The organism is Stutzerimonas sp. R40042 (assembly GCF_026642215.1).
Lineage (GTDB): Bacteria > Pseudomonadota > Gammaproteobacteria > Pseudomonadales > Pseudomonadaceae > Stutzerimonas > Stutzerimonas frequens.
In genome coordinates, this window is sequence record NZ_CP113258.1 from 80,126 (window position 1) to 102,903 (window position 22,778).

General features: G+C 65.6%; 20 protein-coding genes. 6 read left to right on the top strand and 14 right to left on the bottom strand.

Features of this window, described 5'->3' with window-relative positions:
- The first annotated feature begins 66 nt into the window (after positions 1-66).
- Genes potA through OUY36_RS00360 form a run of 3 tightly spaced genes read left to right on the top strand, consistent with a single transcriptional unit; the run spans position 67 to position 3,010 of the window.
- A complete protein-coding gene (gene potA, locus OUY36_RS00350; RefSeq protein ID WP_063540317.1) occupies positions 67-1,218 on the top strand; it encodes a polyamine ABC transporter ATP-binding protein in 1,152 nt (383 codons plus the stop codon).
- Positions 1,215-2,111: an ABC transporter permease subunit gene (locus OUY36_RS00355; protein ID WP_267936180.1), complete on the top strand. Its 897-nt coding sequence runs from the start codon at positions 1,215-1,217 to the stop codon at positions 2,109-2,111. The genes potA and OUY36_RS00355 overlap by 4 nt, the downstream gene beginning before the upstream one ends.
- On the top strand, positions 2,108-3,010 hold the full coding sequence (locus OUY36_RS00360) for an ABC transporter permease subunit (protein ID WP_156245643.1): 903 nt from the start codon (positions 2,108-2,110) through the stop codon (positions 3,008-3,010). The genes OUY36_RS00355 and OUY36_RS00360 overlap by 4 nt, the downstream gene beginning before the upstream one ends.
- A gap of 93 nt (positions 3,011-3,103) precedes the next feature.
- Here OUY36_RS00360 and OUY36_RS00365 read toward each other — a convergent pair whose 3' ends face one another.
- Positions 3,104-3,673 (bottom strand): DUF6436 domain-containing protein, encoded by a 570-nt coding sequence (locus OUY36_RS00365; protein WP_267936186.1) that lies wholly within the window; start codon positions 3,671-3,673, stop codon positions 3,104-3,106.
- Positions 3,674-3,758: 85 nt separating this feature from the next.
- Here OUY36_RS00365 and OUY36_RS00370 point away from each other — a divergent pair, with 85 nt between their 5' ends.
- A complete protein-coding gene (locus tag OUY36_RS00370; protein ID WP_063540321.1) occupies positions 3,759-4,697 on the top strand; it encodes an alpha/beta hydrolase in 939 nt (312 codons plus the stop codon).
- 10 nt (positions 4,698-4,707) lie between these two features.
- On the opposite strand, the gene OUY36_RS00375 is transcribed toward OUY36_RS00370, so the two are convergent.
- Complete coding sequence (locus tag OUY36_RS00375) at positions 4,708-5,472, bottom strand: hypothetical protein (RefSeq protein WP_267931668.1); 765 nt, start codon at positions 5,470-5,472, stop codon at positions 4,708-4,710.
- A gap of 153 nt (positions 5,473-5,625) precedes the next feature.
- On the opposite strand from OUY36_RS00375, the gene OUY36_RS00380 reads away from it, so the two are divergent.
- A complete protein-coding gene (locus OUY36_RS00380; RefSeq protein ID WP_063540323.1) occupies positions 5,626-6,234 on the top strand; it encodes a 2OG-Fe(II) oxygenase in 609 nt (202 codons plus the stop codon).
- Between the two features lie 75 nt (positions 6,235-6,309).
- Here the strand turns inward: OUY36_RS00380 and dctM are convergent, their stop codons facing one another.
- The 9 genes from dctM to rfbB all read right to left on the bottom strand — a co-directional run bounded on the left by dctM (position 6,310) and on the right by rfbB (position 16,531).
- Complete coding sequence (dctM, locus tag OUY36_RS00385; protein ID WP_156245639.1) at positions 6,310-7,590, bottom strand: C4-dicarboxylate TRAP transporter large permease protein DctM; 1,281 nt, start codon at positions 7,588-7,590, stop codon at positions 6,310-6,312.
- Positions 7,590-8,216 carry a TRAP transporter small permease gene (locus OUY36_RS00390; protein ID WP_063540325.1) on the bottom strand — a complete coding sequence of 209 codons (627 nt, stop codon included), beginning with the start codon at positions 8,214-8,216 and terminating at the stop codon, positions 7,590-7,592. Before OUY36_RS00390 ends, dctM begins: the two co-directional genes overlap by 1 nt.
- Positions 8,217-8,479: 263 nt before the next feature.
- Positions 8,480-9,475 carry a C4-dicarboxylate TRAP substrate-binding protein DctP gene (dctP, locus tag OUY36_RS00395; protein WP_063540326.1) on the bottom strand — a complete coding sequence of 332 codons (996 nt, stop codon included), beginning with the start codon at positions 9,473-9,475 and terminating at the stop codon, positions 8,480-8,482.
- Positions 9,476-9,816: 341 nt separating this feature from the next.
- Positions 9,817-11,211, bottom strand: a complete 1,395-nt coding sequence (locus OUY36_RS00400) for a sigma-54-dependent transcriptional regulator (RefSeq protein ID WP_102839173.1) — start codon at positions 11,209-11,211, stop codon at positions 9,817-9,819.
- Positions 11,208-13,013 (bottom strand): sensor histidine kinase, encoded by a 1,806-nt coding sequence (locus OUY36_RS00405; protein WP_267936192.1) that lies wholly within the window; start codon positions 13,011-13,013, stop codon positions 11,208-11,210. The genes OUY36_RS00400 and OUY36_RS00405 overlap by 4 nt, the downstream gene beginning before the upstream one ends.
- 125 nt (positions 13,014-13,138) lie before the next feature.
- Positions 13,139-14,053 carry a dTDP-4-dehydrorhamnose reductase gene (gene rfbD, locus OUY36_RS00410; protein WP_267936193.1) on the bottom strand — a complete coding sequence of 305 codons (915 nt, stop codon included), beginning with the start codon at positions 14,051-14,053 and terminating at the stop codon, positions 13,139-13,141.
- Entirely contained in the window at positions 14,050-14,595 is a 546-nt protein-coding gene (gene rfbC / locus OUY36_RS00415) for a dTDP-4-dehydrorhamnose 3,5-epimerase (protein WP_063540330.1), read from the bottom strand. Before rfbC ends, rfbD begins: the two co-directional genes overlap by 4 nt.
- Entirely contained in the window at positions 14,592-15,464 is an 873-nt protein-coding gene (rfbA, locus tag OUY36_RS00420) for a glucose-1-phosphate thymidylyltransferase RfbA (RefSeq protein WP_063540331.1), read from the bottom strand. The genes rfbC and rfbA overlap by 4 nt, the downstream gene beginning before the upstream one ends.
- On the bottom strand, positions 15,461-16,531 hold the full coding sequence (rfbB, locus tag OUY36_RS00425; RefSeq protein WP_267936195.1) for a dTDP-glucose 4,6-dehydratase: 1,071 nt from the start codon (positions 16,529-16,531) through the stop codon (positions 15,461-15,463). Before rfbB ends, rfbA begins: the two co-directional genes overlap by 4 nt.
- Before the next feature lie 277 nt (positions 16,532-16,808).
- On the opposite strand from rfbB, the gene OUY36_RS00430 reads away from it, so the two are divergent.
- A complete protein-coding gene (locus OUY36_RS00430; protein WP_081253729.1) occupies positions 16,809-17,753 on the top strand; it encodes a sensor domain-containing diguanylate cyclase in 945 nt (314 codons plus the stop codon).
- Here OUY36_RS00430 and OUY36_RS00435 read toward each other — a convergent pair.
- From OUY36_RS00435 to OUY36_RS00445, 3 genes are read right to left on the bottom strand one after another with little or no spacing between them, the layout of a single operon-like run.
- Entirely contained in the window at positions 17,750-18,877 is a 1,128-nt protein-coding gene (locus OUY36_RS00435) for an ABC transporter permease (protein WP_267936196.1), read from the bottom strand. The genes OUY36_RS00430 and OUY36_RS00435 overlap by 4 nt on opposite strands.
- A gap of 1 nt (position 18,878) precedes the next feature.
- Positions 18,879-21,623 (bottom strand): ribosome-associated ATPase/putative transporter RbbA, encoded by a 2,745-nt coding sequence (gene rbbA, locus OUY36_RS00440; protein WP_267936197.1) that lies wholly within the window; start codon positions 21,621-21,623, stop codon positions 18,879-18,881.
- On the bottom strand, positions 21,620-22,696 hold the full coding sequence (locus tag OUY36_RS00445) for an HlyD family secretion protein (RefSeq protein WP_156245632.1): 1,077 nt from the start codon (positions 22,694-22,696) through the stop codon (positions 21,620-21,622). Before OUY36_RS00445 ends, rbbA begins: the two co-directional genes overlap by 4 nt.
- Positions 22,697-22,778 lie beyond the last annotated feature (82 nt).

A 22,778-nucleotide genomic window follows, 5' to 3' on the forward strand; every position in this document is an offset into this window, starting at 1 on the left:
CGCTGCAACGATCATTAGATTTCCGGCAATGGCCGGGCCAACCATTTTCATTTCGGGAGTTCGCGCATGGCCGTTGCCTCCAGCGCCTACAAGAAAGCCCTCAGTGGCGAGAGCAAGAACAAGCAGGTGCTGCTGAAGATCGACCGCGTCACCAAGAAGTTCGACGAAACGGTGGCGGTCGATGATGTCTCGCTGAGCATCCACCAGGGCGAGATCTTCGCCCTCCTCGGCGGCTCGGGTTCGGGCAAGTCGACGCTGCTGCGCATGCTCGCCGGCTTCGAGCGGCCCACCGAGGGGCGTATCTTTCTCGACGGACAGGACATCACCGACATGCCGCCCTACGAGCGGCCGATCAACATGATGTTCCAGTCCTACGCGCTGTTCCCGCACATGACGGTGGAGCAGAACATCGCCTTCGGCCTGAAGCAGGATGGCCTGCCGAAGGAAGAAGTCGAAGCGCGGGTGAAGGAGATGCTCGGCCTGGTGCAGATGACCCAGTATGCCAAGCGCAAGCCGCACCAGCTGTCCGGTGGCCAGCGCCAGCGCGTCGCCCTGGCCCGTTCGCTGGCCAAGCGCCCCAAGCTGCTGCTGCTCGACGAACCCATGGGTGCGCTGGACAAGAAGCTGCGCTCGCAGATGCAGCTGGAACTGGTGCAGATCATCGAGCGTGTCGGCGTGACCTGCGTGATGGTCACCCACGACCAGGAAGAGGCCATGACCATGGCCGAGCGCATCGCCATCATGCATCTGGGCTGGATTGCCCAGGTCGGCAGCCCGATGGATATCTACGAAACGCCGGCGAGCCGTCTGGTCTGCGAGTTCATCGGCAACGTCAACCTGTTCGACGGCGAGCTGGTCGAGGACATGGGTGACCACGCCATCATCGCCTCGCCCGGTCTGGAGAACCCGATCTACGTCGGCCACGGGATCAGTACCCGCGCCCAGGACAAGCAGATCACCTACGCGATCCGCCCGGAAAAGCTGCTGATCGGCACCGAACTGCCGGAACTGGAGCGCCCGGGCTACAACTGGGCCAAGGGCGTCGTGCACGACATCGCCTACCTCGGCGGCCACTCGGTGTACTACATCAAGCTGCCGTCCGGCGGAGTGCTGCAGGCCTTCATGGCCAACGCCGAGCGCCACGTGAAGCTGCCGACCTGGGAGGAAGAGGTGTACGTCTACTGGTGGGATGACAGCGGCGTGGTGTTGCAGGCATGAAGCGCTCGCCCCTGAACACCGGGCGCCGACTGGTCATCGGCGTGCCCTTCCTGTGGCTGATGCTGTTCTTCCTGCTGCCCTTTGCCATCGTGCTGAAGATCAGCTTTGCCGAAGCGGATGTGGCCATTCCGCCGTACACCGACATCTTCGCCTATGCCGACCAGCAGCTGCAGGTGCTGATCAACCTGGGCAACTACATCTTCCTCAGCGAAGACGAGCTGTATCTGGCGGCCTACCTGGGCTCGCTGCGGATCGCCTTCTTCAGCACGCTGCTCTGCCTGCTGATCGGCTATCCGATGGCCTATGCCATTGCCCGTGCGCGAAAGGACCTGCAGACGGTCCTGCTGCTGCTGATCATGATGCCGACCTGGACCGCCATCCTGATTCGCGTCTATGCCTGGATGGGCATCCTCAGCAGCAACGGCATACTCAACGGACTGTTGCAGGGGCTCGGCCTGATTGATGCGCCGCTGCAGATTCTCAACACCGATACGGCGGTGTACATCGGCGTGGTCTATTCCTACCTGCCGTTCATGATCCTGCCGCTCTACGCCAACCTGGTGAAGCACGACCCGAGCCTGCTCGAGGCAGCTTCCGACCTCGGCGCGCGCAACCTCACCAGCTTCTGGAAGATCACCGTACCGCTGTCGAAGAACGGCATCATCGCCGGCTGCATGCTGGTATTCATTCCGGTGGTGGGTGAGTTCGTCATCCCCGAGCTGCTCGGCGGTCCGGAGACGCTGATGATCGGCAAGGTGCTGTGGCAGGAGTTCTTCAATAACCGCGACTGGCCGGTGGCCTCGGCACTGGCGGTAGTGATGCTGGCGATCCTGCTGGTACCGATCATCCTGTTCAACCGGAACCAAGCCAAGGAACTGGAGGGCAAGCTATGAGGCGCTGGAGCTTTTCCAACCTGATCCTGGTGCTCGGGCTGCTGTTCATCTACCTGCCGATGGTCATCCTGGTCATCTACTCGTTCAACGCCTCGCGGCTGGTGACGGTGTGGGGTGGCTGGTCGCTGAAGTGGTACGCCGGCCTGCTCGACAACTCCCAGCTGATGGGCGCGGTGATGCGCTCGCTGGAGGTCGCGGCCTACACCGCGATTGCCGCGGTGGCGCTCGGCACCATGGCCGCCTTCGTGCTCACGCGTATCCCGGTATTCCGCGGTCGTACGCTGTTCGGTGGCCTGGTCACCGCGCCGCTGGTGATGCCCGAGGTGATCACCGGTCTGTCCCTGCTGCTGCTGTTCGTGGCCATGGCGCAACTGGTCGGCTGGCCGGCGCAGCGCGGGCTGGTGACCATCTGGATCGCTCACACCACGTTCTGCTCGGCCTACGTTGCGGTGGTGGTGATGGCGCGCCTGCGCGAGCTCGACCTGTCCATCGAGGAAGCGGCGATGGACCTCGGTGCGCGGCCGTGGAAGGTGTTCTTCCTGATCACCATGCCGATGATCGCACCGTCGCTGGCCGCAGGCGGCATGCTGTCCTTCGCCCTGTCGCTGGACGATCTGGTGCTGGCAAGCTTCGTCTCCGGCCCCGGCTCGACCACCCTGCCGATGGAGATCTTCTCCGCCGTGCGCCTGGGGGTGAAGCCGGAGATCAACGCGGTGGCCAGTCTGATCCTGCTCAGCGTGTCGCTGGCCACCTTCCTTGCCTGGTATCTCACCCGGCGTGCCGAGAAGCGCCGCATCCGCGCGATGCAGCAGGCGATGGATGAAACCGCTGGCAATCCAACCTGGCGTCAGGTGATCGACAGCCGCAAGGTGCTGGTACCGCCATCGGCGCATAGCTGAGCGTTCCCGGGAAGCGAAAAAGGGCGCAGCGATGCGCCCTTTTTCGTGGCGCCTAGGAAGCCATCACCGGCGTACCTACACTGCCGCTAAGCCTCAACCCTGCCAGTCACAGAAGCAGGCCACCGCCAGGGAGTGGGTCGCGCGCACCTTGCGCCCCGCGAGCACCGCTTCGACGATCGGTTCGACGAAGCTGTTGTCCGAACTGCACACCGCCCCCTCGCTGTAGGGCCCGATATAGACGAGCTCACCATGCTGGTCCCAGATGCCCACCGCGGGGCTGGCCGGCAGCTGTTCGGCACCGATGAGCCCCTCCAGCGCTTTCAGCGAGGCCAGTGGTTGCGGCAGGCGGCCCTGGCTGCCGGGCTTGCGCACCTCGTAGAAGGCGACCGGCTGATCGGCGAAGCGCTCGAGCAGCTCCTGCAGATGCTGCTGGTTGCCGACATTGCACGGGCAGCCGGGATCCCAGAAGTGCACGAAGCGGACCGGGCCGGGTCCTTGCAGGGCGGCGGGCAGCTGCAGCGCATCACCCGAGAACAGCTCGGCGCGCTCGCCCTCGAAGGTGCGCAGGTAGCGCGCCTCGAACCACCAGAACGCAGCCAGCATGGCACCTGCCCACAGCAGGGCGATCAACGCGGCGATCAGATACTTGCGGCGACTAGTCATGACGGAACCCCGGACAAGGTGCGCAAGCTTGCCATGCGGCGATGCAGAGCTGAATATCCCAGCTCAACGCAATCGAAGAATGTCCATGTCCGCGCGTATCCAGCCCGAGCGTCTGCGCAACAGCCTGCCGGCTCTGTCCGAAGCCGTCGAGGCGAGCGCCGAGACCCTTCACTATCAGGCCTACTACGGCCTCGATCTGCCCCATCGTCAGTCCATTCAGCGCCGCCTGGGGCGCTTTCGCGTGCACGACTACGATGTCGTCGCGCAGGCCTGGTGGCCGGAACAGCCGCACGCCAGCCTACTGATCCTGCATGGCTACTATGACCACATGGGTCTGTATCGGCATGTGGTCGATTGGGGGCTGGAGATGGGCTTCGCCGTGCTGGCCTGCGACCTGCCAGGCCACGGCCTGTCCAGCGGGCCCGTCGCCAGCATCAACGAGTTCGACGAATACCAGGCGGTGCTGGCCGGTCTGTTCGAGCAGGCTCGTCAACTCGATCTGCCGCGGCCCTGGCATCTGCTTGGCCAGAGCACCGGCGGCGCCATTGCCCTGGACCACCTGTTACACCAAGCGGAGAACCCGGACCTCGGGCGGACCATCCTCCTCGCGCCGCTGGTACGGCCAAGGGCCTGGTTGCGCTCGCGCTTGAGCTATGAGCTGCTGCGGCCGTTCGTGCGGCAGATTCGTCGCTCGTTCAGCGACAACTCCGGCGACCCGGCCTTCCTCGAGTTCGTCCAGACGCGCGATCCGCTGCAGGCCGATATTCTGCCCACCGCCTGGGTTGGTGCGCTGTCGCGCTGGATTCCGCGCATAGAAGGCGCCGCCGACAGCGCGCATGCGCCGCTGATCGTGCAGGGCGAGGCCGACATGACGGTGGACTGGCGACATAACCTGCCGATACTCGAAAGCAAGTTCGCCGCTGCGCAAATCCTGCGCCTGCCCGATGCGCGGCATCATCTGGTGAACGAGCGCGAGGAGATACGTCGCGCCTATTTCGATTTTCTCCGCGAGCGTCTCGGCTGACGCCGGCCGGTCAGAGGCCCTGTTGCGGCTCCAGCTCGGTGCCGCTCATGCCCACGGCGAGGCCGGCACGCAGGGCCTGCAGCGCGGCCTGGTAGTACGCCTTGCCGTCATCGGAGCGGGCGAACTCGAGGTATTGCTCGAGCTCGGCATCGGACAGATCGCGGTAGACATACAGCAGCGTGTTATCCAGGTCGCCCTCGATCTGCTCGATCATCCGCTGGCGCTGGCTGCTCAGTAGACTCTGCGCCTGGTTGCCGCCGAGCAGCCCGGGAATCATCTGACTGAGGCTGTCGGCGGCGACACCGGCCAGCGCCAAGCTGACTTCGGCACCCGCTTCGCTGGCCGGCAGCGCCTGCGCCAGATGGCGGATCAGCAGCTGCCGGTTGCTGCCGGCTTCCATCCGCGGCAGGCCTGAAGCGTGCTGAGCCAGCTGTTCGCGGCGAGCGGCAAGCACTTCTGCTGAAACGATCTTGCGACCCAGGGTCGACTGGAAGAACTCCAGCGCCGGTTGCGGCTCGGCCAAGTGCTCGCGCAGCGCCTGCTGCGCGCGCTGGTCGATGGCGTGCGAGGCGAAGCGGCGGTTGCTGTTGGTCACCAGGGTCTGGAATACCGCGGGCGGCAATGTGTCCTTGTAGCGCTGCTGCGCGGCGGTCAGCGCATCGGAGAAATTGGCCCGCTGTTCGGTCCAGCCGGCGGTCTCGTAAAGTTCTTCATAGGTGTCGGCGAAGCTGGCGAGGCTGAAAGTCAGCAAGACACAGGTCAAGAGGGCGCGCATGGAAACTCCTGTCTGGCGGGCGGTTCATTTTCCGTGCCCCGACAGCCGCTTGTCGAGGCGCGCGAATGTGGCTGTGATTGGCACAGCGAGGCAGCTTGTGGTGGAGTCTCAACAGACCCTAGACTCCTGCGGTATCCCTTCGGAGTCACTTCCTTGCAGTTCTCTTCGATCATCGACGATCTCGCCGAGCGCGGCTGGTCGCTGCAGAGTTCTTTCCTTCCCAGTGATGTGACCCACAAGCTGGCCGACGAGTGCCGCAGGCGCGAGGCCGAGGGCGCGCTGGCGCCCGCCGCGGTCGGCCGCGGCGAGGCGCAGGCGGTGCGCGAAGGCATTCGCAGCGACCATATCCAGTGGCTGGAGCCAGGCCAGTCGGCGGTCTGCGACGACTACCTCGAGCTGATGGACGGCCTGCGCCAGCAGCTCAACCGCGAGCTCTTCCTCGGGCTCGAGGAGTTCGAGTGCCATTTCGCCTTCTACCCGCCGGGCGCCTTCTACCAGACCCACCTGGACCGCTTTCGCGATGACGACAGCCGATCGGTCACCGCCGTGCTGTATTTGAATCCGGATTGGCAACCCGCCCACGCTGGCGAACTGCGGATGCACCTGGCCGACGGCTCGCAGCTGGACGTGCCACCGCTGGCCGGCAATCTGGTGGTGTTCCTTTCCGGCGATTTTCCCCATGAAGTGCTGGTGACCCAGGCCGACCGCCTTTCGCTGACTGGCTGGTTCCGCCGGCGACCGGCGGATGTGCTGGCGCTCTGACGAGCCCGTATCGGCATTCGCGCGGACAAAAAAAGCCCGGCACAGGCCGGGCTAAAGGGAAGTCAGTGCTTCGTGCTACATGCCGAGCATGTTCGGTAGCCCCAGGGAAATCGACGGCACGTAGGTGATGATCACCAGGAAGCTCAGCATCAGTGCCAGCCATGGCAGTACCGCGCGGATCACCTGGGTCACCGGCATGCCGGTCACCGCCGAGGCGACGAACAGATTCAAGCCCACCGGTGGCGTGATCAATCCGATCTCCATGTTCACCACCATGATGATGCCGAGGTGGATCGGGTCGATGCCCAGCTGAACGGCGATCGGGAACAGGATCGGCGCCAGGATCAGGATGATCGCCGACGGCTCCATGAAGGCCCCGGCGACCAGCAGCACGATGTTCACCACCAGCAGGAACATCCACGGCTGCAGCCCGGCTTCGATCACCCAGGCGGTGATCGCCTGCGGAATCTGCTCGGTGGTCAGTACGTGGGCGAAGAGCATGGCGTTGGCGATGATGAACATCAGCATGATGCTCAGCTTGCCGGACTCCAGCAGCACCTTCGGGCACTCGCGCCAGGTCAGGTCCTTGTAGACGAACAGCGCGACGAAGGCCGAATACACCGCCGCGACCGCTGCCGCTTCGGTGGGCGTGAACATGCCCGAGTAGATGCCGCCGAGGATGATCACCATCAGTAGCAGGCCCCAGACCGCCTTGCGTGCGGCGGACAGCCACTCGCGGAAGCTGGCGCGCGGCAGTGCCGGCAGGTTCTTCTTCACCGCGATGATGTAGATCGCCAGCATCAGCGCGCCGCCGAGCAGGATGCCCGGGACGACGCCGGCCATGAACAGCTTGCCCACCGAGGTTTCGGTGGCGGCGGCATAGACCACCATGACCACCGACGGCGGAATCAGGATGCCCAGGGTACCGGCGTTACAGACGATGCCGGCGCCGAAGGCTTGCGGGTAACCGGAGCGCACCATGCCGGCGATGGCAATGGAGCCGACCGCGGCCACGGTGGCCGGCGACGAGCCGGATAGCGCGGCGAACAGCATGCACGCCAGCACCGCACCGATCGCCAGACCGCCACGGATGTGGCCGACGCAGGCGTTGGCGAAGTCGATCAGGCGACGGGCCACCCCGCCGGTGGTCATGAAGGCGCCGGCCAGCAGGAAGAACGGGATTGCCAGCAGGGTGTAGTGCTCGGAGGTCTCGAACAGCTTGATCGCCAGCGAGCGCACCGAGTCCTGGCTGAAGATCATGATGGTCAGCGAGCCAGCCAGGCCGAGGGACACGGCCACCGGCACGCCGATGAACATCAGCACGAAGAGGGCTACGAACAGGAACAGGATGGTCATTACTTGGGCTCCTCTTCGCCATGCTTCAACGCATCGGCCGCTTCATCGGCGAGGCCGAGGCCGGTCTGCTCGTTGCGCAGGATACGTACGAAGATTTCGGCGAAACGGATGAACACCATGGCGAAGCCGAACGGCACGATCATGCCGATGTGCCACTGCTTGATGCCGATATGGCCCAGGTCTTCGGCGCCGATGTTGGCGATGAACAGGGTCTGGATCCACTCGAAGCTGGCCACGGTCAGCAGGCCGGCGTAACCCAGGCAGAACAGGCAGGCGATGATGCCGATGACACGCTGGATATGCCGCGGTGCCAGCTTGACCAGCGCATCGACGCCGATGTGGCCGGCGGTGCGCACGCCATAGGCGAGGCCGGAGAAGATCAGCCAGGCGAACAGCGCCTTGGTCAGCGCGGTGCTCCAGGTCATGGACTGGGCCAGCCCGATGATGAAATCACCGATGGCGAACCAGAAGTCGGCGCTTCCCTCGAAGCGGTCGCCCAGGTCGTAGAAAAGGGTGTAGAGGTTGTTGAGGATCACGTAAACGAAGGTCACCAGTGTCATGGCGGCCAACAGAAAGGCGATGAAACCTTCCTCGAAGTGGTCCCAGACGCGCCAGAGGGCGTTCATGGATGACATCTCCCGATGGACTGCTTGTTGTATCGAAGGCAGCACGGAGGTGCGCCGTGAACCAGCCAGGGCAGGCTGGGGGACAGAGCAATGAAAAACTCTTGTTGTGACTGTCGAAGCGGCGCGGCCCGGGATCGCCTCGGCCATGCCTGTCAGCCCTTGGTGCGGGCCTCATCTTCTTCAGCTGCTGTGTTTTTTCACTGAGCTGTCGGTATCGCTGAGTAGTGCAGCAAAGGGGCGGGAGCCCGCCCCTCGGCAAAGGCTTACTTAGCCTGGTTGGCAGCTTCGGCGGCCTTGATCAGGTCAGCACCGATTTCGCCTTCGAACTTCTTCCACACCGGCTTCATGGCTTCGCGCCACTTGGCACGCTCTTCCGGAGTCAGCACAAGAATCTCGGTGGTGCCGGCGGCCAGAATGTCAGCCTTGGCCTTCTGGTTCAGGTCGTCGGCCTGCTTGTTCACCTCAACAGTGACTTCTTCCACGATCTTTTCCAGCTCGCCACGCACATCGGCAGGCAGGCCGTTCCAGAACTTGGTGTTGGTGATCAGCATGTAGTCCAGCAGGCCATGGTCGGACTCGGTGATGTGCTTCTGAACTTCGTGCATCTTCTGCGAGTAGATGTTCGAGTAGGGGTTCTCGGCACCGTTGACCACGCCGGTCTGCAGGCCCTGGTACACCTCGGCGAAGCTCATCTTGCGCGGGTTGGCACGCAGCGCCTTGAACTGCTCGTCCAGCACGGCCGACGCTTGTACGCGGAACTTCAGGCCGCGTGCGTCTTTCGGCTCACGCAGTTCCTTGTTGGCCGACAGCTGCTTCATGCCGTTGTGCCAGTAGCCCAGGCCGGTGATGTTCTTGTCTTCCATGGAACGCAGCAGGCTCTGGCCGGCCTCGCTCTTCTGGAAGCGGTCGACTGCCGCGATGTCATCGAACAGGAACGGCAGGTCATAGACCTGAACGCCCTTGGAGTAGTGTTCGAACTTGGCCAGCGACGGGGCGATCAGCTGAACGTCGCCCAGCAGCAGGGCTTCCATTTCCTTGCCATCACCGAACAGCGAGGAGTTCGGGTAAACCTGCACCTCGACCTTGCCCGGCAGACGCTCTTCCACCAGTTTCTTGAACATCAGGGCGCCCTGGCCTTTCGGCGTATTTTCGGCGACCACATGCGAGAACTTGATGGTGATCGGGTCAGCCGCGTGGGCCAGACCAGCGATGCTCAGCGACAGGGCGCATGCCAGCGCCTTGGCAGTCAGTTTGAACATTGGATGTTTCCTCTTGTTGTGGATGGAGCGCCACGGGGCGTCTCCGGCAGGAACCGGCAGGGCAAGTCTAGGCGGCAAATGCGCAGGGCGATGGCCGGTTGCGACTCGTTCCATTCAGTTCGTTGGGTTGCAGGAGCAATGCCTGTGCCAGAAGCAGCAGTACCTCCTGTGCGCCGGAAGTTTACCCAGCCGATGGTTGAACTTTGTATGTCGGATTATCGACAAGCGCGTCTAGGTCGCACCTTTTCACGATTCCAGCGGCGGCCGTGAAGCGTCGAAGGCGATGCAGGGGAGCAAAGCGGAACCGTTGAAAGGCAGGTTGGATGGCGGTTTTCCGCCATCTAGTCGTTGTCATCGGGCGAGCTTCCGCCAGCGTCGGCGAAGCTCAGGCCATGCTTGCGCAGTTTGTCGTGCAGCGTCTTGCGCGGCAGACCGAGGGCTTCGGCGACGCTGCGCAGCGAGCCATGCGGACGATTCAACTCGGCGGCGATCAACGCGCGCTCGAAGGCATCGACCTGCTCGCCGAGGCTGCCGCCGCTGGCGAGGCTGGTCGCTGGCTCACTGCCCGGCACGTCCAGCCCCAGCCCCAGCCCGAGGGCGAAGCGCTCGGCGGTGTTCTGCAGTTCGCGTACGTTGCCCGGCCAGGCGTGTTGCAGCAGCACGGCACGCTGCTCCGGCTGCAGCTCGCGGATCGGCAGGCCATGGCGCTGGGCGGCGGCTTCGGCGAAATGCTGAAACAGCAGGAGGATGTCTTCGCTGCGTTCGCGCAGCGAAGGGATACGCAACGGCGCGACATTGAGCCGGTAGTACAGGTCGGCGCGAAAGCGGCCCTGGTCAGCGGCCACGCGCAGGTCTTCCTTGGTCGCGGCGATGACGCGGATGTCCAGAGCGATCGACTGGTTGCCGCCGAGCCGCTCGACCACCCGCTCCTGCAGCAGGCGCAGCAGCTTGACCTGCACATCGAGGCTCATGCTCTCGATCTCGTCGAGGAACAGCGTGCCGCCATTGGCGAACTCGAACTTGCCGATCCGGCGCTTCTGCGCGCCGGTGAAGGCGCCGGGCTCGTGGCCGAACAGCTCGCTCTCCACCACCGATTCGGCCAGGGCGCCGGCGTTGATCGCGACGAAGGGGCCGTTTCGCCGGTTCGACAGGTCGTGCAGCGCACGCGCCACCACCTCCTTGCCGGCGCCGGTCTCGCCAAGAATCAGGACATCAGCCTGGGTGCCGGCCAGTGCGCCGATCTGCTCGCGCAGGCGCAGCATCGCCCGGGACTGGCCGAGCAGGCGCGCCGACAGCTGTTGGCGGTCGGCCAGGGCCAGACGCAGGGAGCGGTTGTCCAGCACCAGCTGGCGCAACGCCAGGGCGCGGCGCACGCTGTCCAGCAGCGCTTCGCTGGGGAAAGGCTTTTCCAGGAAGTCGTAGGCGCCGGCGCGCATGGCCTGCACCGCCAGCTGGATGTCACCGTGCCCGGTGATGAGGATCACCGGCAGCTCGTTGTCGCGTGCGCGCAGCTGTTGCAGCAGCTCCAGCCCGTCAATTCCAGGCATGCGGATGTCACTGACCACCACCCCCTGCCAGTCCGCCGGCAGGCGTGCAGCCAGGCCGCGAGCATCGCCCAGGCTGACCACCTCGAGCCCGGCCAGGTCGAGGGTCTGGCTCAGCGCCTGGCGCAGATGCGGATCGTCGTCGATCAGCACCACCTGGGCCTGGGCACTGATCGGGGTGTCGCTGCTCATTGGAGATGGTCCTCGCTGGGAAAGGCCACGCCGGGTTCGGCGCTACGCAGGAACAGGCCGAGCTGCGCGCCGCCCTCGGGATGGTTGCTCATGCGCAGCTCTCCGCCCAGGGCGCGGATCAGGGTATCGCAGATCGCCAGGCCGAGGCCCAGGCCCTGAGCGCTGGTCTTGGTGGTGAAAAAGGGCTCTCGGGCGCGCTGCAATGCCTCGGCAGAGAAGCCTGGGCCATTGTCGCGCAGGCTCAGCAGCACGCCGTCGCCTTCGCGTTCGGCGCGCAGCCAGATACGCCGTGGTTGCGGGCGTTCGGCCAGGGCGTCGAGGGCGTTGGCCAGCAGGTTGGCGAGAATCTGCCGCAGCCGCGTTTCGCCGGCCTGCACCCAGAGGGTTGCCTCCGGCAGATCGCGGATCAGCTCGACACCCATGGCCTGGCGGCGTTTGGCGAGCAGGGCGAGGGCATCGTCCAGCGCCGGCTGCAGCGCCACCCGTTCCGGCGCGTGCTGGTCGCGGCGGGCAAAGGCGCGCAGGTGGGCGATGATCGAGGCCATGCGCGCGGTCAGTTCGCTGATCAGCCGGAGGTTGTCACTTGCCTCGCTGGTGCGGCCGTGCTCGAGCAGCACGCCGGCGTTGTCGGCGTAGCTGCGAATGGCCGCCAACGGCTGGTTGAGTTCGTGGCTGATGCTCGCCGACATGGTGCCCAGCGCCGACAGCTTGCCGGCCTGCAACAGCTCGTCCTGGGCGCGCACCAGTTCCTGCTGGGCCTGCTCGCGCTCGAGCACCTCGACCTTGAGCCGGCTGTTCAGCGCCTCCAGATCGCGGGTGCGCTCCTGCACCCGCTGCTCGAGCTGCTGACGTGCCTGGCTGTCCAGCGCCAGCCGTTCGAGGAAGTGCCGGCGGCGCTGCATCAGCAGGCCGAGCCAGAGCAGCAGCGCCAGCAGTGTGGCGGCGCCGATGGCGACGACGGTGCGCACCGGGCGTTCGACCAGGTTCACCGGCGCGAGAATACGCACCGTCCAACCGGTCTCCTTGAGCTCGCGGCTCTGGATCAGCCAGGCGTCGATGTCCAGTGTCAGGTCCTGCGGATACAGGGTCGGATAGGGCTGATCGAAGGCGATCTGCTCGCGCTCCTCGACGCCCAGCCCGCGGGTGGCGCGGAACCGCCACTCCGGTCGCGAGGTGAGGATCACCACGCCGAAGTTGTCGGTCACCAGCAATTGCTCCGGCGTGCTGCCCCAGAGTGTCTCGGTGTGATCTAGGTCGACCTTGACCACCAGCACGCCGAGCACCTGATCACCGTCGCGCACCGCTGCGCCAAAGTAGTAGCCACGCTTGCCGGACGTCGTGCCGAGGCCGAAGAAGCGCCCTAGGTGTCCATCCAAGGCTTGGCGGAAGTAGGGGCGGAAGGCGAAGTTGCGGTCGACGAAGCTGTCTTCCTCATCCCAGTTGGAGGCGGCCAGGGTGTTGCCGTCGGTCGCCATCAGGTAGATGACGTCGGCACCGGTCTGCTTGCGCAGGCGCTTGAGCAGGCGATTGGCGTTGTCGCGCACCTGTGGCGAATCCTCTTGCAGCACGGCGCGCAGAGCGGGCAGATCGCCGAGGATGCGCGGCAGCACCTCGTAGCGATTCAGCGTGCCGAGCAGGTTGGCGACGTACAGGTCCAGGGTCTGGCGGTTCTGTTCGGTCAGTTCGTTGCGGTAATAGCGCTCGGCGAGCTGTTGCAACGGCCACAGCAAGGGCGCCAGCAGCAAGGCCAGCAGGGCGAGATTGCGCCAGCGTGGGCGGCGGGGAGGGAGCGGTGCGGTCATGCGTGGGCGCCTGAGGGTCCGGCGCATTATGCACGCAGAGCGTGCCGGCGTTCAGCGTCGGTGGTCGAGGCGGCGGAAAAAACGCCTGACTGCGGCGTGGCCAAGCGGCGCGGTGACCCGCTGGATCAGCGCCCCGCGGCGACGGGCTGCGGGGCCTCTTCGCTGTCGAAGCCGCGGGCCCGGTTGAGGCACTCGTGCAGAGCGGTTTCCCAGTCGGGGAGGGTGACTCCCCAATCCTGCCGCAGCCGCGCACAGTTGAGCCGCGAATTAAGCGGACGCTGTGCCGCGGTCGGGTAGTTCCTGGACAGGATCGGGGTGATCTCGGCACGCAGGCGTCCCTCTTGCCGCAACCGCTCGGCGATGCTGCAGGCGAAGCCGTACCAGGAGGCCTCGCCGCTGGCGCTGAGGTGATACAACCCGCTCGGCCCGGCCTGCCCGGCGTTGCGCTTGCGCACCAGCTCGGCGGTGACGCGGGCGATGGTCGCGGCCCAGGTCGGCGCGCCGATCTCGTCGCTGACCACCGACAGCGCATCGCGCTCCTGCAGCAGGCGCTGCATGGTCAGCAGGAAATTCTTGCCATGCAGGGAGTAGACCCAGCTGGTGCGCAGGATCAGGTGTTCGCCGCCGACGGCCTGGATCGCCTGTTCGCCGGCCAGCTTGCTGGCGCCATAGACATTGAGCGGCTGTGGCAGGTCGGTTTCATCGTAGGGTTCGGCCTTGCGCCCGTCGAACACGTAGTCGGTGGAGTAATGGATCAGCGGCACACCGAGCCGCGCGGCTTCTTCAGCGAGCACCTGCGGGCCGCGGGCGTTGACCGCGAAGGCCTGCTCGCGGTGGCTTTCCGCGGGGTCAACGGCGGTATAGGCCGCCGCGTTGATGATCAGGTCCGGCCGCAACAGGCGCACCTGCTCACGAATCTGTTCGGGTACGGCGAGATCCAGTGCTTTGTGCCCGAGGGCGAGCAGCTTGCCGGTGCCTGCCAGTTCCACTTGCAATTCGCGGGCGAGCTGCCCCGTGCTGCCGGTGATCAGGATTTTCATGGAAACAGCTCCGCATCGCGTAGCAGCTTGCCGGCCTGGTCCTTGGCGGACAATTGTGGCGCCTCGTCGATCGGCCATTGAATGCCGAGCGCCGGGTCGTTCCACAGCAGGCTGCGCTCGTGCTCCGGCGCATAGTAGTCGGTGGTCTTGTAGAGGAATTCAGCGCTCTCGCTGAGCACCACGAAGCCGTGTGCGAAGCCTTCGGGAATCCACAGTTGCCGCTGGTTCTGCGCGCTCAGGTGGGTGCCGAACCAGCGGCCGAAGCTCGGCGAACTCTTGCGCAGGTCGACGGCGACATCAAACACCTCGCCGGCCACCACCCGCACCAGTTTTCCCTGCGGCTGCTGGATCTGGTAGTGCAGCCCGCGCAGCACGCCGCGCTGGGACTTGGAGTGGTTGTCCTGGACGAACTGGCGCTTGAGCCCCGTGGCCGCCTCGAAAGCGGCCGCGTTGAAGCTTTCGTAGAAGAAACCGCGTTCGTCGCCGAAGACCTTGGGCTCGATGATCAGTACGTCGGGAATGCTGGTTTCGACGACCTTCATGCGTCTTCACCCGCCAGCTTGAACAGGTACTGGCCGTAGCCGGTCTTGCCCAGCGCATCGGCGCGACGCAGCAGCTGCTCGCGGTCGATCCACTTGTTCTGATAGGCGATTTCCTCCAGGCAGGCCACCTTCAGGCCCTGGCGGTGCTCGATGGTCTGCACGTACTGCGAGGCTTCCAGCAGGCTGTCGTGGGTACCGGTGTCGAGCCAGGCGAAGCCGCGGCCGAAGCGCTCGACATTGAGGTCGCCGCGCTCGAGGTAGGCCATGTTGACGTCGGTGATCTCCAGCTCGCCGCGCGGCGAGGGCTTGATCGACTTGGCGATCTCGATCACGTCGTTGTCGTAGAAGTACAGGCCGGTCACTGCGTAGCTGGACTTGGGCTTTTTCGGCTTCTCCTCGATGGACAGCGCCTTGCCGTCCGCGTCGAAGTCGATCACGCCGAAGCGCTCCGGGTCCTTGACCCAGTAGCCGAACACCGTGGCGCCCTTCTCCTGACGCGCGGCGCGTTGCAGCTTCTCGGTGAAGTGCTGGCCGTGGAAGATGTTGTCGCCGAGGATCAGGCACACCGAATCATCGCCGATGAATTCTTCACCGATCAGGAAGGCCTGCGCCAGGCCGTCCGGCGAAGGCTGCTCGGCATAGCTGAAATTGACGCCGAACTGGCTGCCGTCGCCCAGCAGGTTCTGGTACTGCGGCAGATCCTGCGGCGTGGAAATGACCAGGATGTCGCGGATGCCGGCAAGCATCAGCACCGAGATCGGGTAGTAGGCCATCGGCTTGTCGTAGATCGGCAGCAGCTGCTTGGATACGCCAAGGGTGATGGGATGCAGACGAGTGCCGGAGCCTCCGGCGAGGATGATTCCTTTCATGCGTTCTCCAGGGCGCCGAGGCGCTCGCGTTGATAGCTGCCGTCCTGGACGCGACGGCACCATTCGAGGTTGTTCAGGTACCACTGCACGGTCTTGCGCAGGCCGCTCTGGAAGGTTTCCTGCGGCACCCAGCCGAGCTCGCGCTCGATCTTGCTGGCGTCGATGGCGTAGCGCAGGTCGTGGCCCGGGCGATCCTTGACGAAGGTGATCAGGTCTTCATAACGGGCCAGGCCGGCGGGCTTGTTCGGCGCCAGCTCCTCCAGCAGCGCGCAGATGCCGCGCACCACCTCGATGTTCTTCTGCTCGTTGTGGCCGCCGATGTTGTAGGTCTCGCCGACCACACCTTCGCTGACCACCTTGAACAACGCGCGGGCGTGATCCTCGACGAACAGCCAGTCGCGGATCTGCGAGCCGTCGCCGTAGACCGGCAGCGGCTTGCCATCCAGCGCATTGAGGATCACCAGCGGGATCAGCTTCTCGGGAAAGTGGAACGGCCCGTAGTTGTTCGAGCAGTTGGTGATCAGCACCGGCAGGCCGTAGGTACGCTGCCAGGCGCGAACCAGATGGTCCGACGAGGCCTTGCTGGCCGAATAAGGCGAGCTGGGCGCGTAGGGCGTGGTCTCGGTGAACAGGTCGGCGACGCCGTGCAGGTCGCCGTAGACCTCGTCGGTGGAGATGTGGTGGAAACGGAACGCCGCACGGCGCTCGGCCGGCAGGCTCTGCCAGTAGGCGCGGGCGGCCTCCAGCAGCTGATAGGTGCCAACGATGTTGGTCTGGATGAACTCGGCCGGGCCATCGATGGAGCGGTCGACGTGGGACTCGGCGGCCAGATGCATGATGGCGTCCGGCTGGAACTCCAGCAGCGCCTCGCTGACCCGCTCACGATCGGCGATGTCGGCCTGGAGGAACTGATAGCGCGGGTTGTCGTCCACGCTGGCCAGCGACTCGAGGTTGCCGGCATAGGTCAGTTTGTCCAGGTTGAGCACGCTGTGCTCGGTATCGAGAATGAGGTGACGGATCAGTGCGGAACCGATGAATCCGGCACCGCCAGTAACGAGAATGCGCATAGTGATGGGGCTTCCTTGGCGCGCTGTCGAGCGTCAGGCTCTTAGCATGTCGGCACGATAGACCGGCCGTCGATGCAAAAATTCCCGGGTATGGTGGGGCGCCGGGTGACCGTTTGGTTATCCGCGTGCATCATAGGGTACTGGCACGATGCCCGGCAGCCGGCGCGCCAGGGCGCCGGGTTGAGGATCGGGCAGGCCGCGAGGGGCGGCTTGTGTGCGCGTGCGATCGGCGCGCAAGGTATTGATGCCGTACCGCTGTGCAGAGGAGAGTCCCCCCATGCCCCCTAACCCTGTGCCAGGTGCAGGCATCGATGCGAACGCAGCCGACCAGCCGATTGGCGGTATCGCCAGTATCCTCGACCGGCTCGATGCGCTGGTCTACGTGGCCGACATGCAGACCTACGAGCTGCTGTATCTCAACGAGTACGGGCGCGCCATCTGGGGTCAGTACCAGGGCAAGGCCTGCTGGCAGCTGCTGCAGGCGGAGCAGCAGGGTCCCTGCCGGTTCTGCAGCAACGCACAGCTGGTCGACCCCGACGGGCGACCTGCTGGTGTGCATGTGTGGGAATTCCAGAACACGGCCAATGGCCGGTGGTACCAGTGCCGGGACCAGGCGATCCCCTGGACTGACGGTCGTTTGGTCCGCCTGGAAATCGCCACCGACATTACCGAGCGCAAGCGCATGGAGCAGCAGCTGCACCTCGCGGTGTCGCGCGCCGAAACCCTGGCGCGCACCGACGAATTGACCGGCCTGAACAATCGCCGGGCATTCTTCGAACTGGGCGAGCGGGCCTTTGTACACAACCGTCGGCCGCGGCCGATGGCGGTGGTCATGTTCGATATCGATCACTTCAAGCAGGTCAACGACACCTGCGGGCATGCTGCGGGCGATCAGCTGCTGCGAGCCATTGCCGCGGCGTTGCGTCCTCTGGTGCGTCCGGCGGATGTGCTGGGTCGCCTGGGCGGCGAGGAGTTCGCGCTGATCCTCGCCGATACCGAGCGGGACCAGGGGCTGGCGATCGCCGAGCGTCTGCGCCTGGCGATCGCGGCGGTGGCCGTGGCTGATGGCGAGCGCACGGTTCGTTGTACCGCGAGCTTCGGCGTCAGCGCTTGCCGGGACGGTTCCAGCACCCTGGATGCCATGCTAAGCGAAGCCGACCTGGCGCTGTTCCGCGCCAAGCGCGGCGGTCGCAACCGGGTCGTGCAGGGCCGATCGGGCTAGCGCAGCGACTTGCGCAAGCGCGCCAGCGCACCGATGAAGAACACCGTGCCGATCACCATCAGCGCCAGTAGCTGCGGCCAGACGATGGCCGTGCCGGCATTGCGGAACAGGATCGCCTGAGCCAGTTCGACGAAATGCGTGGTCGGCGCCACCAGCATGATGCTTTGCACCAACTCCGGCATGCTCTCGCGCGGCGTCACCCCGCCGGAGAGGATCTGCAGCGGGATCAGCGTGAGGATCACCAGCAGGCCCAGCTGCGGCATGGAGCGCGCCACCGTGCCGAAGAAGATGCCCATCGAGGTGGCGGCGAACAGGTGCAGCGCCGCACCGCCGGCGAACAGCCACAGCGAGCCCTGGATCGGGATATCGAGCCAGCCCTCGACGACGAAGCGCAGGGCGAACGCCGCTGCCGCCAGCACCACCAGACCCATCGCCCAGACCTTGCCGACCATGATCTCGAACGGTGTTACCGGCATCACCAGCAGGTGCTCGATGGTGCCGTGCTCGCGCTCGCGGATCAGCGCCGCGCCGGTGAGGATGATCGCCAGCATGGTGATCTGGTTGATCACCTCATTCACCGCGCCGAACCAGGCGCGGCTGAGGTTGGGGTTGAACGCGGTGCGTACCACCGCTTCGACCGGCAACGCGTCTTCGCTGCGGTAGCGGCGGACGAATTCGGCGGTCTCGCTGGCGATGATCTGCTGGATGTGCCCGGCGCCGGTGAACGCCTGGCTGACCTGGGTGGCATCGACGTTGAGCTGGATGGTCGGCTGGCGGCCGGCAAGCAGGTCCTGCTGGAAACGTGGCGGGATGTTCAGGGTAAAGGTGTAGAGGCCGTCGTCCATGCCGCTGTCCATCTCCTGATGGCTGATGGCCTTCGGCTCGATGAAGTAGGGCAGCTGAAAGGCGTTGATGATGCGCAGCGACGCCTGCGAGCGGTCCTCGTCGACCACTGCGATGCTGGCGCGGTGCGGCGCCTCGGGGATCGCCGTGGCGCCTTCGTAGATCGCCACGGTGAACGAATAGATGATCAGCACCAGCATCGCCGGGTCGCGGTAGAGGCTGCGCAGCTCCTTGAGGCCGAGCTCGAAGATGTTGCCGAGCTTGCGTCGCAGGCCACCCATGTCATTTCTCCTGCTTGCGCAGGCCGGCGACGCTGAGCAGGGTCAGCAGCGGAATGGCCAGCAGCATGGGAATGAAATAGGGGTACAACTCGGCCATTCCGAGGGCCTTGGAGAACACCCCGCGGCTGATGATCAGGAAGTGGCTGGTGGGGTAGAGCTTGCCGACGAAGGCGCCGGCACCCTCCATCGCCGAGACCGGGTGAATCAGCCCGGAGAACTGGATCGCCGGCAGCAGGGTGACGATGGTGGTGCCGAAGATTGCCGCGATCTGGCTGTTGAAAATCGCCGACATCAGCAGGCCCAGGCCGGTGGCGCAGGCCACGTAGAGCAGCGCGCCGAGGCAGAGGGTGAGGATGCTGCCCTTGATCGGAATACCGAAGACGAACACCGCCAGCAGCGCCAGGGTGGCGAAGTTGAACATGCCCAGCGCGATGTAGGGCAGCTGCTTGCCGAGCAGGAATTCCAGGCGGGTGGTCGGGGTGACGTAGAAGTTGGTGATCGAGCCCAGTTCCTTTTCGCGCACCACGCCGAGGGCGGTGAGCATCGCCGGGATCATCATCAGGAGCAGCGGGATCATCGCCGGGGCCATGGCCGGCAGGCTCTGCACGTCCGGGTTGTAGCGGTAGCGGATGGCGACGTCCGCTGGCGTGAGCTGGCCGTCGACGCCGGCCTCGCGGGCCAGCTGCTGCAGGTAGTTCAGATGGATGCCCTGCACATAGCCCTTGATGGTGTCGGCGCGCATGGGCATGGCGCCATCGATCCAGAAGGCCACCTGCGGTATGGCGCCGCGCTTGAGGTCGCGGCCGAAGTTCGGCGGAATCTCCACCGCCAGGCTGATGTCACCGCTGCGCATGCGCTGATCGAGCTCGGCATGGTTGGCCAGTGGCGCCTTCTCGATGAAGTAGCGCGAGCCGGCCATGTTCAGCAGGTAGTGCTGGCTGGTGGTGGTCTGGTCGCGGTCGAGCACGGCGTAGGTCAGGTTCTCCACGTCGAAGCTGACCCCGTAACCCATGATGAACATCAGCAGCACGCTGCCGAGCATTGCCAGCGTCGCGCGGATCGGGTCGCGGCGCAGCTCCATGGCCTCGCGGCGGGTGTAGCTGAGCAGACGACGCAGGCTGAAGCGGGCCTGACGGCTGCTGTCGCCGGATGCCTCGAGCGGACCGCGCGTGCTGGCCGGCGTCGCGGCGGCCGGCTGCTCGGCGGCATTGGCCGCGGCGGCTTCCTCCAGATAGGCGATAAAGGTCTGTTCCAGCGTCGGCAGCCCGCGCTTGGCCATCAGCGCCTGCGGCGTGTCGCTGTCGAGCACTCGCCCGGCGTGCATCAGCGAGATGCGGTCGCAGCGCAGCGCCTCGTTCATGAAGTGGGTGGAGATGAAGATGGTCACGCCGTCCTCGCGCGACAGCTGCACCAGGAGTTCCCAGAAGCCGTCTCGGGCGATCGGGTCGACGCCCGAGGTGGGTTCGTCGAGGATCAGGATCTCCGGGTTGTGGATCACCGCCACTGCCAGCGACAGGCGCTGGCGCACGCCCAGCGGCAGGCTGCTGGGCAGGCTCTCGGCATCGCTGCTGAGGTCGAAGCGATCGAGCATCTCCTGCACCCGCGCGTCGCGCCGTTCGGCCGGCAGGTGGAACAGCCGCGCGTGCAGGTCGAGGTTCTGCCGCACGCTCAGCTCGCTGTACAGCGAGAAGGCCTGGGACATGTAGCCGACGCGCTGGCGGGTCTGCATGTCGTGCGGGTCCACCGGCTTGCCAAACAGCAGCGCCTCGCCCTCGCTGGCAGGCAATAGGCCGGTGAGCATCTTCATGGTGGTGGTCTTGCCGCAGCCGTTGGAGCCGAGAAAACCAAAGATTTCGCCGCGGGCGATGCGGAAATTGACCCGGTCCACCGCAACGAAATCGCCGAAGCGCATGGTCAGCCCGTGGGCCTCGATGGCGATGCTGTCGCTCGGCGGCTGCGGCGGGATGATCAGCTCGCGGTGCTGGCTGCGCTTGGCTTCCGGCAGCAGGCGGATGAAGGCCTGCTCCAGGGTGTCGCTGCCGGTGCGCGCGAGGAGTTCGGCCGGCGTGCCGGTGGCCAGCACCTGGCCGGCGTCCATCGCCACCAGATGGTCGAAGCGCTGCGCCTCGTCCATGTAGGCGGTGGCCACCAGCACGCTCATCTGCGGGCGCTCGCCACGGATGCGCTCGATCAGCTCCCAGAACTGCGCACGCGACAGCGGGTCGACGCCGGTGGTGGGTTCGTCGAGGATCAGCAGGTCGGGGTCGTGGATCAGCGCGCAGCAGAGGCCGAGCTTCTGCTTCATGCCGCCGGAGAGCTTGCCCGCCGGGCGCTCGACAAAGGGCGCCAGGCCGGTGCTGCGGGTCAGCTCGGCGATGCGCCAGTGGCGCTCTTCGGCGTCCTGACCGAACAGCCGGCCGAAGAACTCGAGATTCTCGAATACCGTCAGCGTCGGGTAGAGGTTCTTGCCCAGCCCCTGGGGCATGTAGGCGATGCGCGGGCAGACCGCGCGGCGGTGGCCGGCATCGTTCATGTCGCCGTCGAGCACCTGCACGCGGCCCTGCTGCAGCTTGCGCGCACCGGCGATCAGCGCCAGCAGGCTGGACTTGCCGACGCCGTCCGGGCCGATCAGGCCAACCATGCAGCGTGCCGGCAGGCTCAGGCTGAGGTCATCCAGCGCGCAGGTCTTGCCGTACTGCAGGCTGACGCCGCTGATCTCGGCGACCGGGGCAGGGGACTGGTTCATTGGCCGACATTGATCTGCAGGTGCGCCGGCCATTCGGCGTCGGCGTCCAGCTTGAGGTAGGCGACGCCCGGCAGACCGGTCTTGACCTGTTCCATGTGCTTCTTCAGCAGCTCGGGGTCGATCCGCGCCTTGACCCGGAACATCAGCTTCTCGCGCTCGCTTTCGGTTTCCACCGTCTTCGGCGTGAACTGCGCGACGCTGGCGACGTAGGTGATCTTGGCCGGAATCACGTACTGCGGTGCGGCATCGATCACCAGCCGTGCCTCCGAACCCATGGCGACACGGCCGGCCTGGCGCTCGGGCAGGAAGAAGGTCATGTAGACGTCGGCCAGGTCGACCAGATTGAGCAGCTTGCCGCCGGCGCCGAGCACCTCACCCGGCTGCGCGACACGGTACTGCACGCGGGCCACGCGGTCGGTCTTCAGCTCGCTGTCGCTGATGTCCGCCTGAAGTCGCACGACGCTGGACTGTGCTGCCTCCAGCGCCGACTGTGCCTCGATCACCTGCGACCTGGCGGCGGCGATACCGGCGTCGGCGGACAATACCTGGGCGCGGGAGGCAGCCAGCGCGGCCTGAGCGCTCTGCATGGCGGCGAGATCGTCGTCCAGCTGCTGGCGCGGCATGGCGTTGCGGTCGACCAGCGTCTTGGTGCGTTGGTGGCGCTTCTGCGCGGCGGTCAGCTCGGCACGGCGCTGCAGCACCACGGCCTCGGCGGTGGCCTTCTCGCTCTCGCGCTGGGTGACCAGCGCCTGGGCGGTGAGGATGGCATTTTCCGCTTGGCGCACCTGGGCACGGGCCTGGTTGAGCTGGGCCTCCAGTACCTCGGTGTCCATCCGTGCGATGACCTGGCCGGGCTGGACGAAGTCGCCTTCGTCGACGCTAATCTCGCGGATGCGCCCACCGAGCTTGGTTGCAACGTCGATCTCGGTGGCCTCGATGCGCCCATTGCCGCTGGCGAAGCCGTCGCCCAGGCCGTCGGGACGCAGTTCCGACCATACCAGCAGGCCGACGACGACCAGCGCGGCGAGCGCGAACAGCACCCGGCGAAGTTTTTTCTGGGCTGGCGCTTTCATGGGCGTTCCTTATCGTGAAGCACTGGTCTGCATGCTAAGCGATGCCCCGGCGGGCCGCGCTTAGCCTGAGTCAATAAAACTG

Bases quoted from the DNA above. Each gene is read 5' to 3' on its own strand.
- potA (WP_063540317.1), top strand. From the start codon at position 67: ATGGCCGTTGCCTCCAGCGCCTACAAGAAAGCCCTCAGTGGCGAGAGC.
- OUY36_RS00355 (WP_267936180.1), top strand. From the start codon at position 1,215: ATGAAGCGCTCGCCCCTGAACACCGGGCGCCGACTGGTCATCGGCGTG.
- OUY36_RS00360 (WP_156245643.1), top strand. From the start codon at position 2,108: ATGAGGCGCTGGAGCTTTTCCAACCTGATCCTGGTGCTCGGGCTGCTG.
- OUY36_RS00365 (WP_267936186.1), bottom strand. From the start codon at position 3,673: ATGACTAGTCGCCGCAAGTATCTGATCGCCGCGTTGATCGCCCTGCTG.
- OUY36_RS00370 (WP_063540321.1), top strand. From the start codon at position 3,759: ATGTCCGCGCGTATCCAGCCCGAGCGTCTGCGCAACAGCCTGCCGGCT.
- OUY36_RS00375 (WP_267931668.1), bottom strand. From the start codon at position 5,472: ATGCGCGCCCTCTTGACCTGTGTCTTGCTGACTTTCAGCCTCGCCAGC.
- dctM (WP_156245639.1), bottom strand. From the start codon at position 7,590: ATGACCATCCTGTTCCTGTTCGTAGCCCTCTTCGTGCTGATGTTCATC.
- OUY36_RS00390 (WP_063540325.1), bottom strand. From the start codon at position 8,216: ATGAACGCCCTCTGGCGCGTCTGGGACCACTTCGAGGAAGGTTTCATC.
- dctP (WP_063540326.1), bottom strand. From the start codon at position 9,475: ATGTTCAAACTGACTGCCAAGGCGCTGGCATGCGCCCTGTCGCTGAGC.
- OUY36_RS00400 (WP_102839173.1), bottom strand. From the start codon at position 11,211: ATGAGCAGCGACACCCCGATCAGTGCCCAGGCCCAGGTGGTGCTGATC.
- OUY36_RS00405 (WP_267936192.1), bottom strand. From the start codon at position 13,013: ATGACCGCACCGCTCCCTCCCCGCCGCCCACGCTGGCGCAATCTCGCC.
- rfbD (WP_267936193.1), bottom strand. From the start codon at position 14,053: ATGAAAATCCTGATCACCGGCAGCACGGGGCAGCTCGCCCGCGAATTG.
- rfbC (WP_063540330.1), bottom strand. From the start codon at position 14,595: ATGAAGGTCGTCGAAACCAGCATTCCCGACGTACTGATCATCGAGCCC.
- rfbA (WP_063540331.1), bottom strand. From the start codon at position 15,464: ATGAAAGGAATCATCCTCGCCGGAGGCTCCGGCACTCGTCTGCATCCC.
- rfbB (WP_267936195.1), bottom strand. From the start codon at position 16,531: ATGCGCATTCTCGTTACTGGCGGTGCCGGATTCATCGGTTCCGCACTG.
- OUY36_RS00430 (WP_081253729.1), top strand. From the start codon at position 16,809: ATGCCCCCTAACCCTGTGCCAGGTGCAGGCATCGATGCGAACGCAGCC.
- OUY36_RS00435 (WP_267936196.1), bottom strand. From the start codon at position 18,877: ATGGGTGGCCTGCGACGCAAGCTCGGCAACATCTTCGAGCTCGGCCTC.
- rbbA (WP_267936197.1), bottom strand. From the start codon at position 21,623: ATGAACCAGTCCCCTGCCCCGGTCGCCGAGATCAGCGGCGTCAGCCTG.
- OUY36_RS00445 (WP_156245632.1), bottom strand. From the start codon at position 22,696: ATGAAAGCGCCAGCCCAGAAAAAACTTCGCCGGGTGCTGTTCGCGCTC.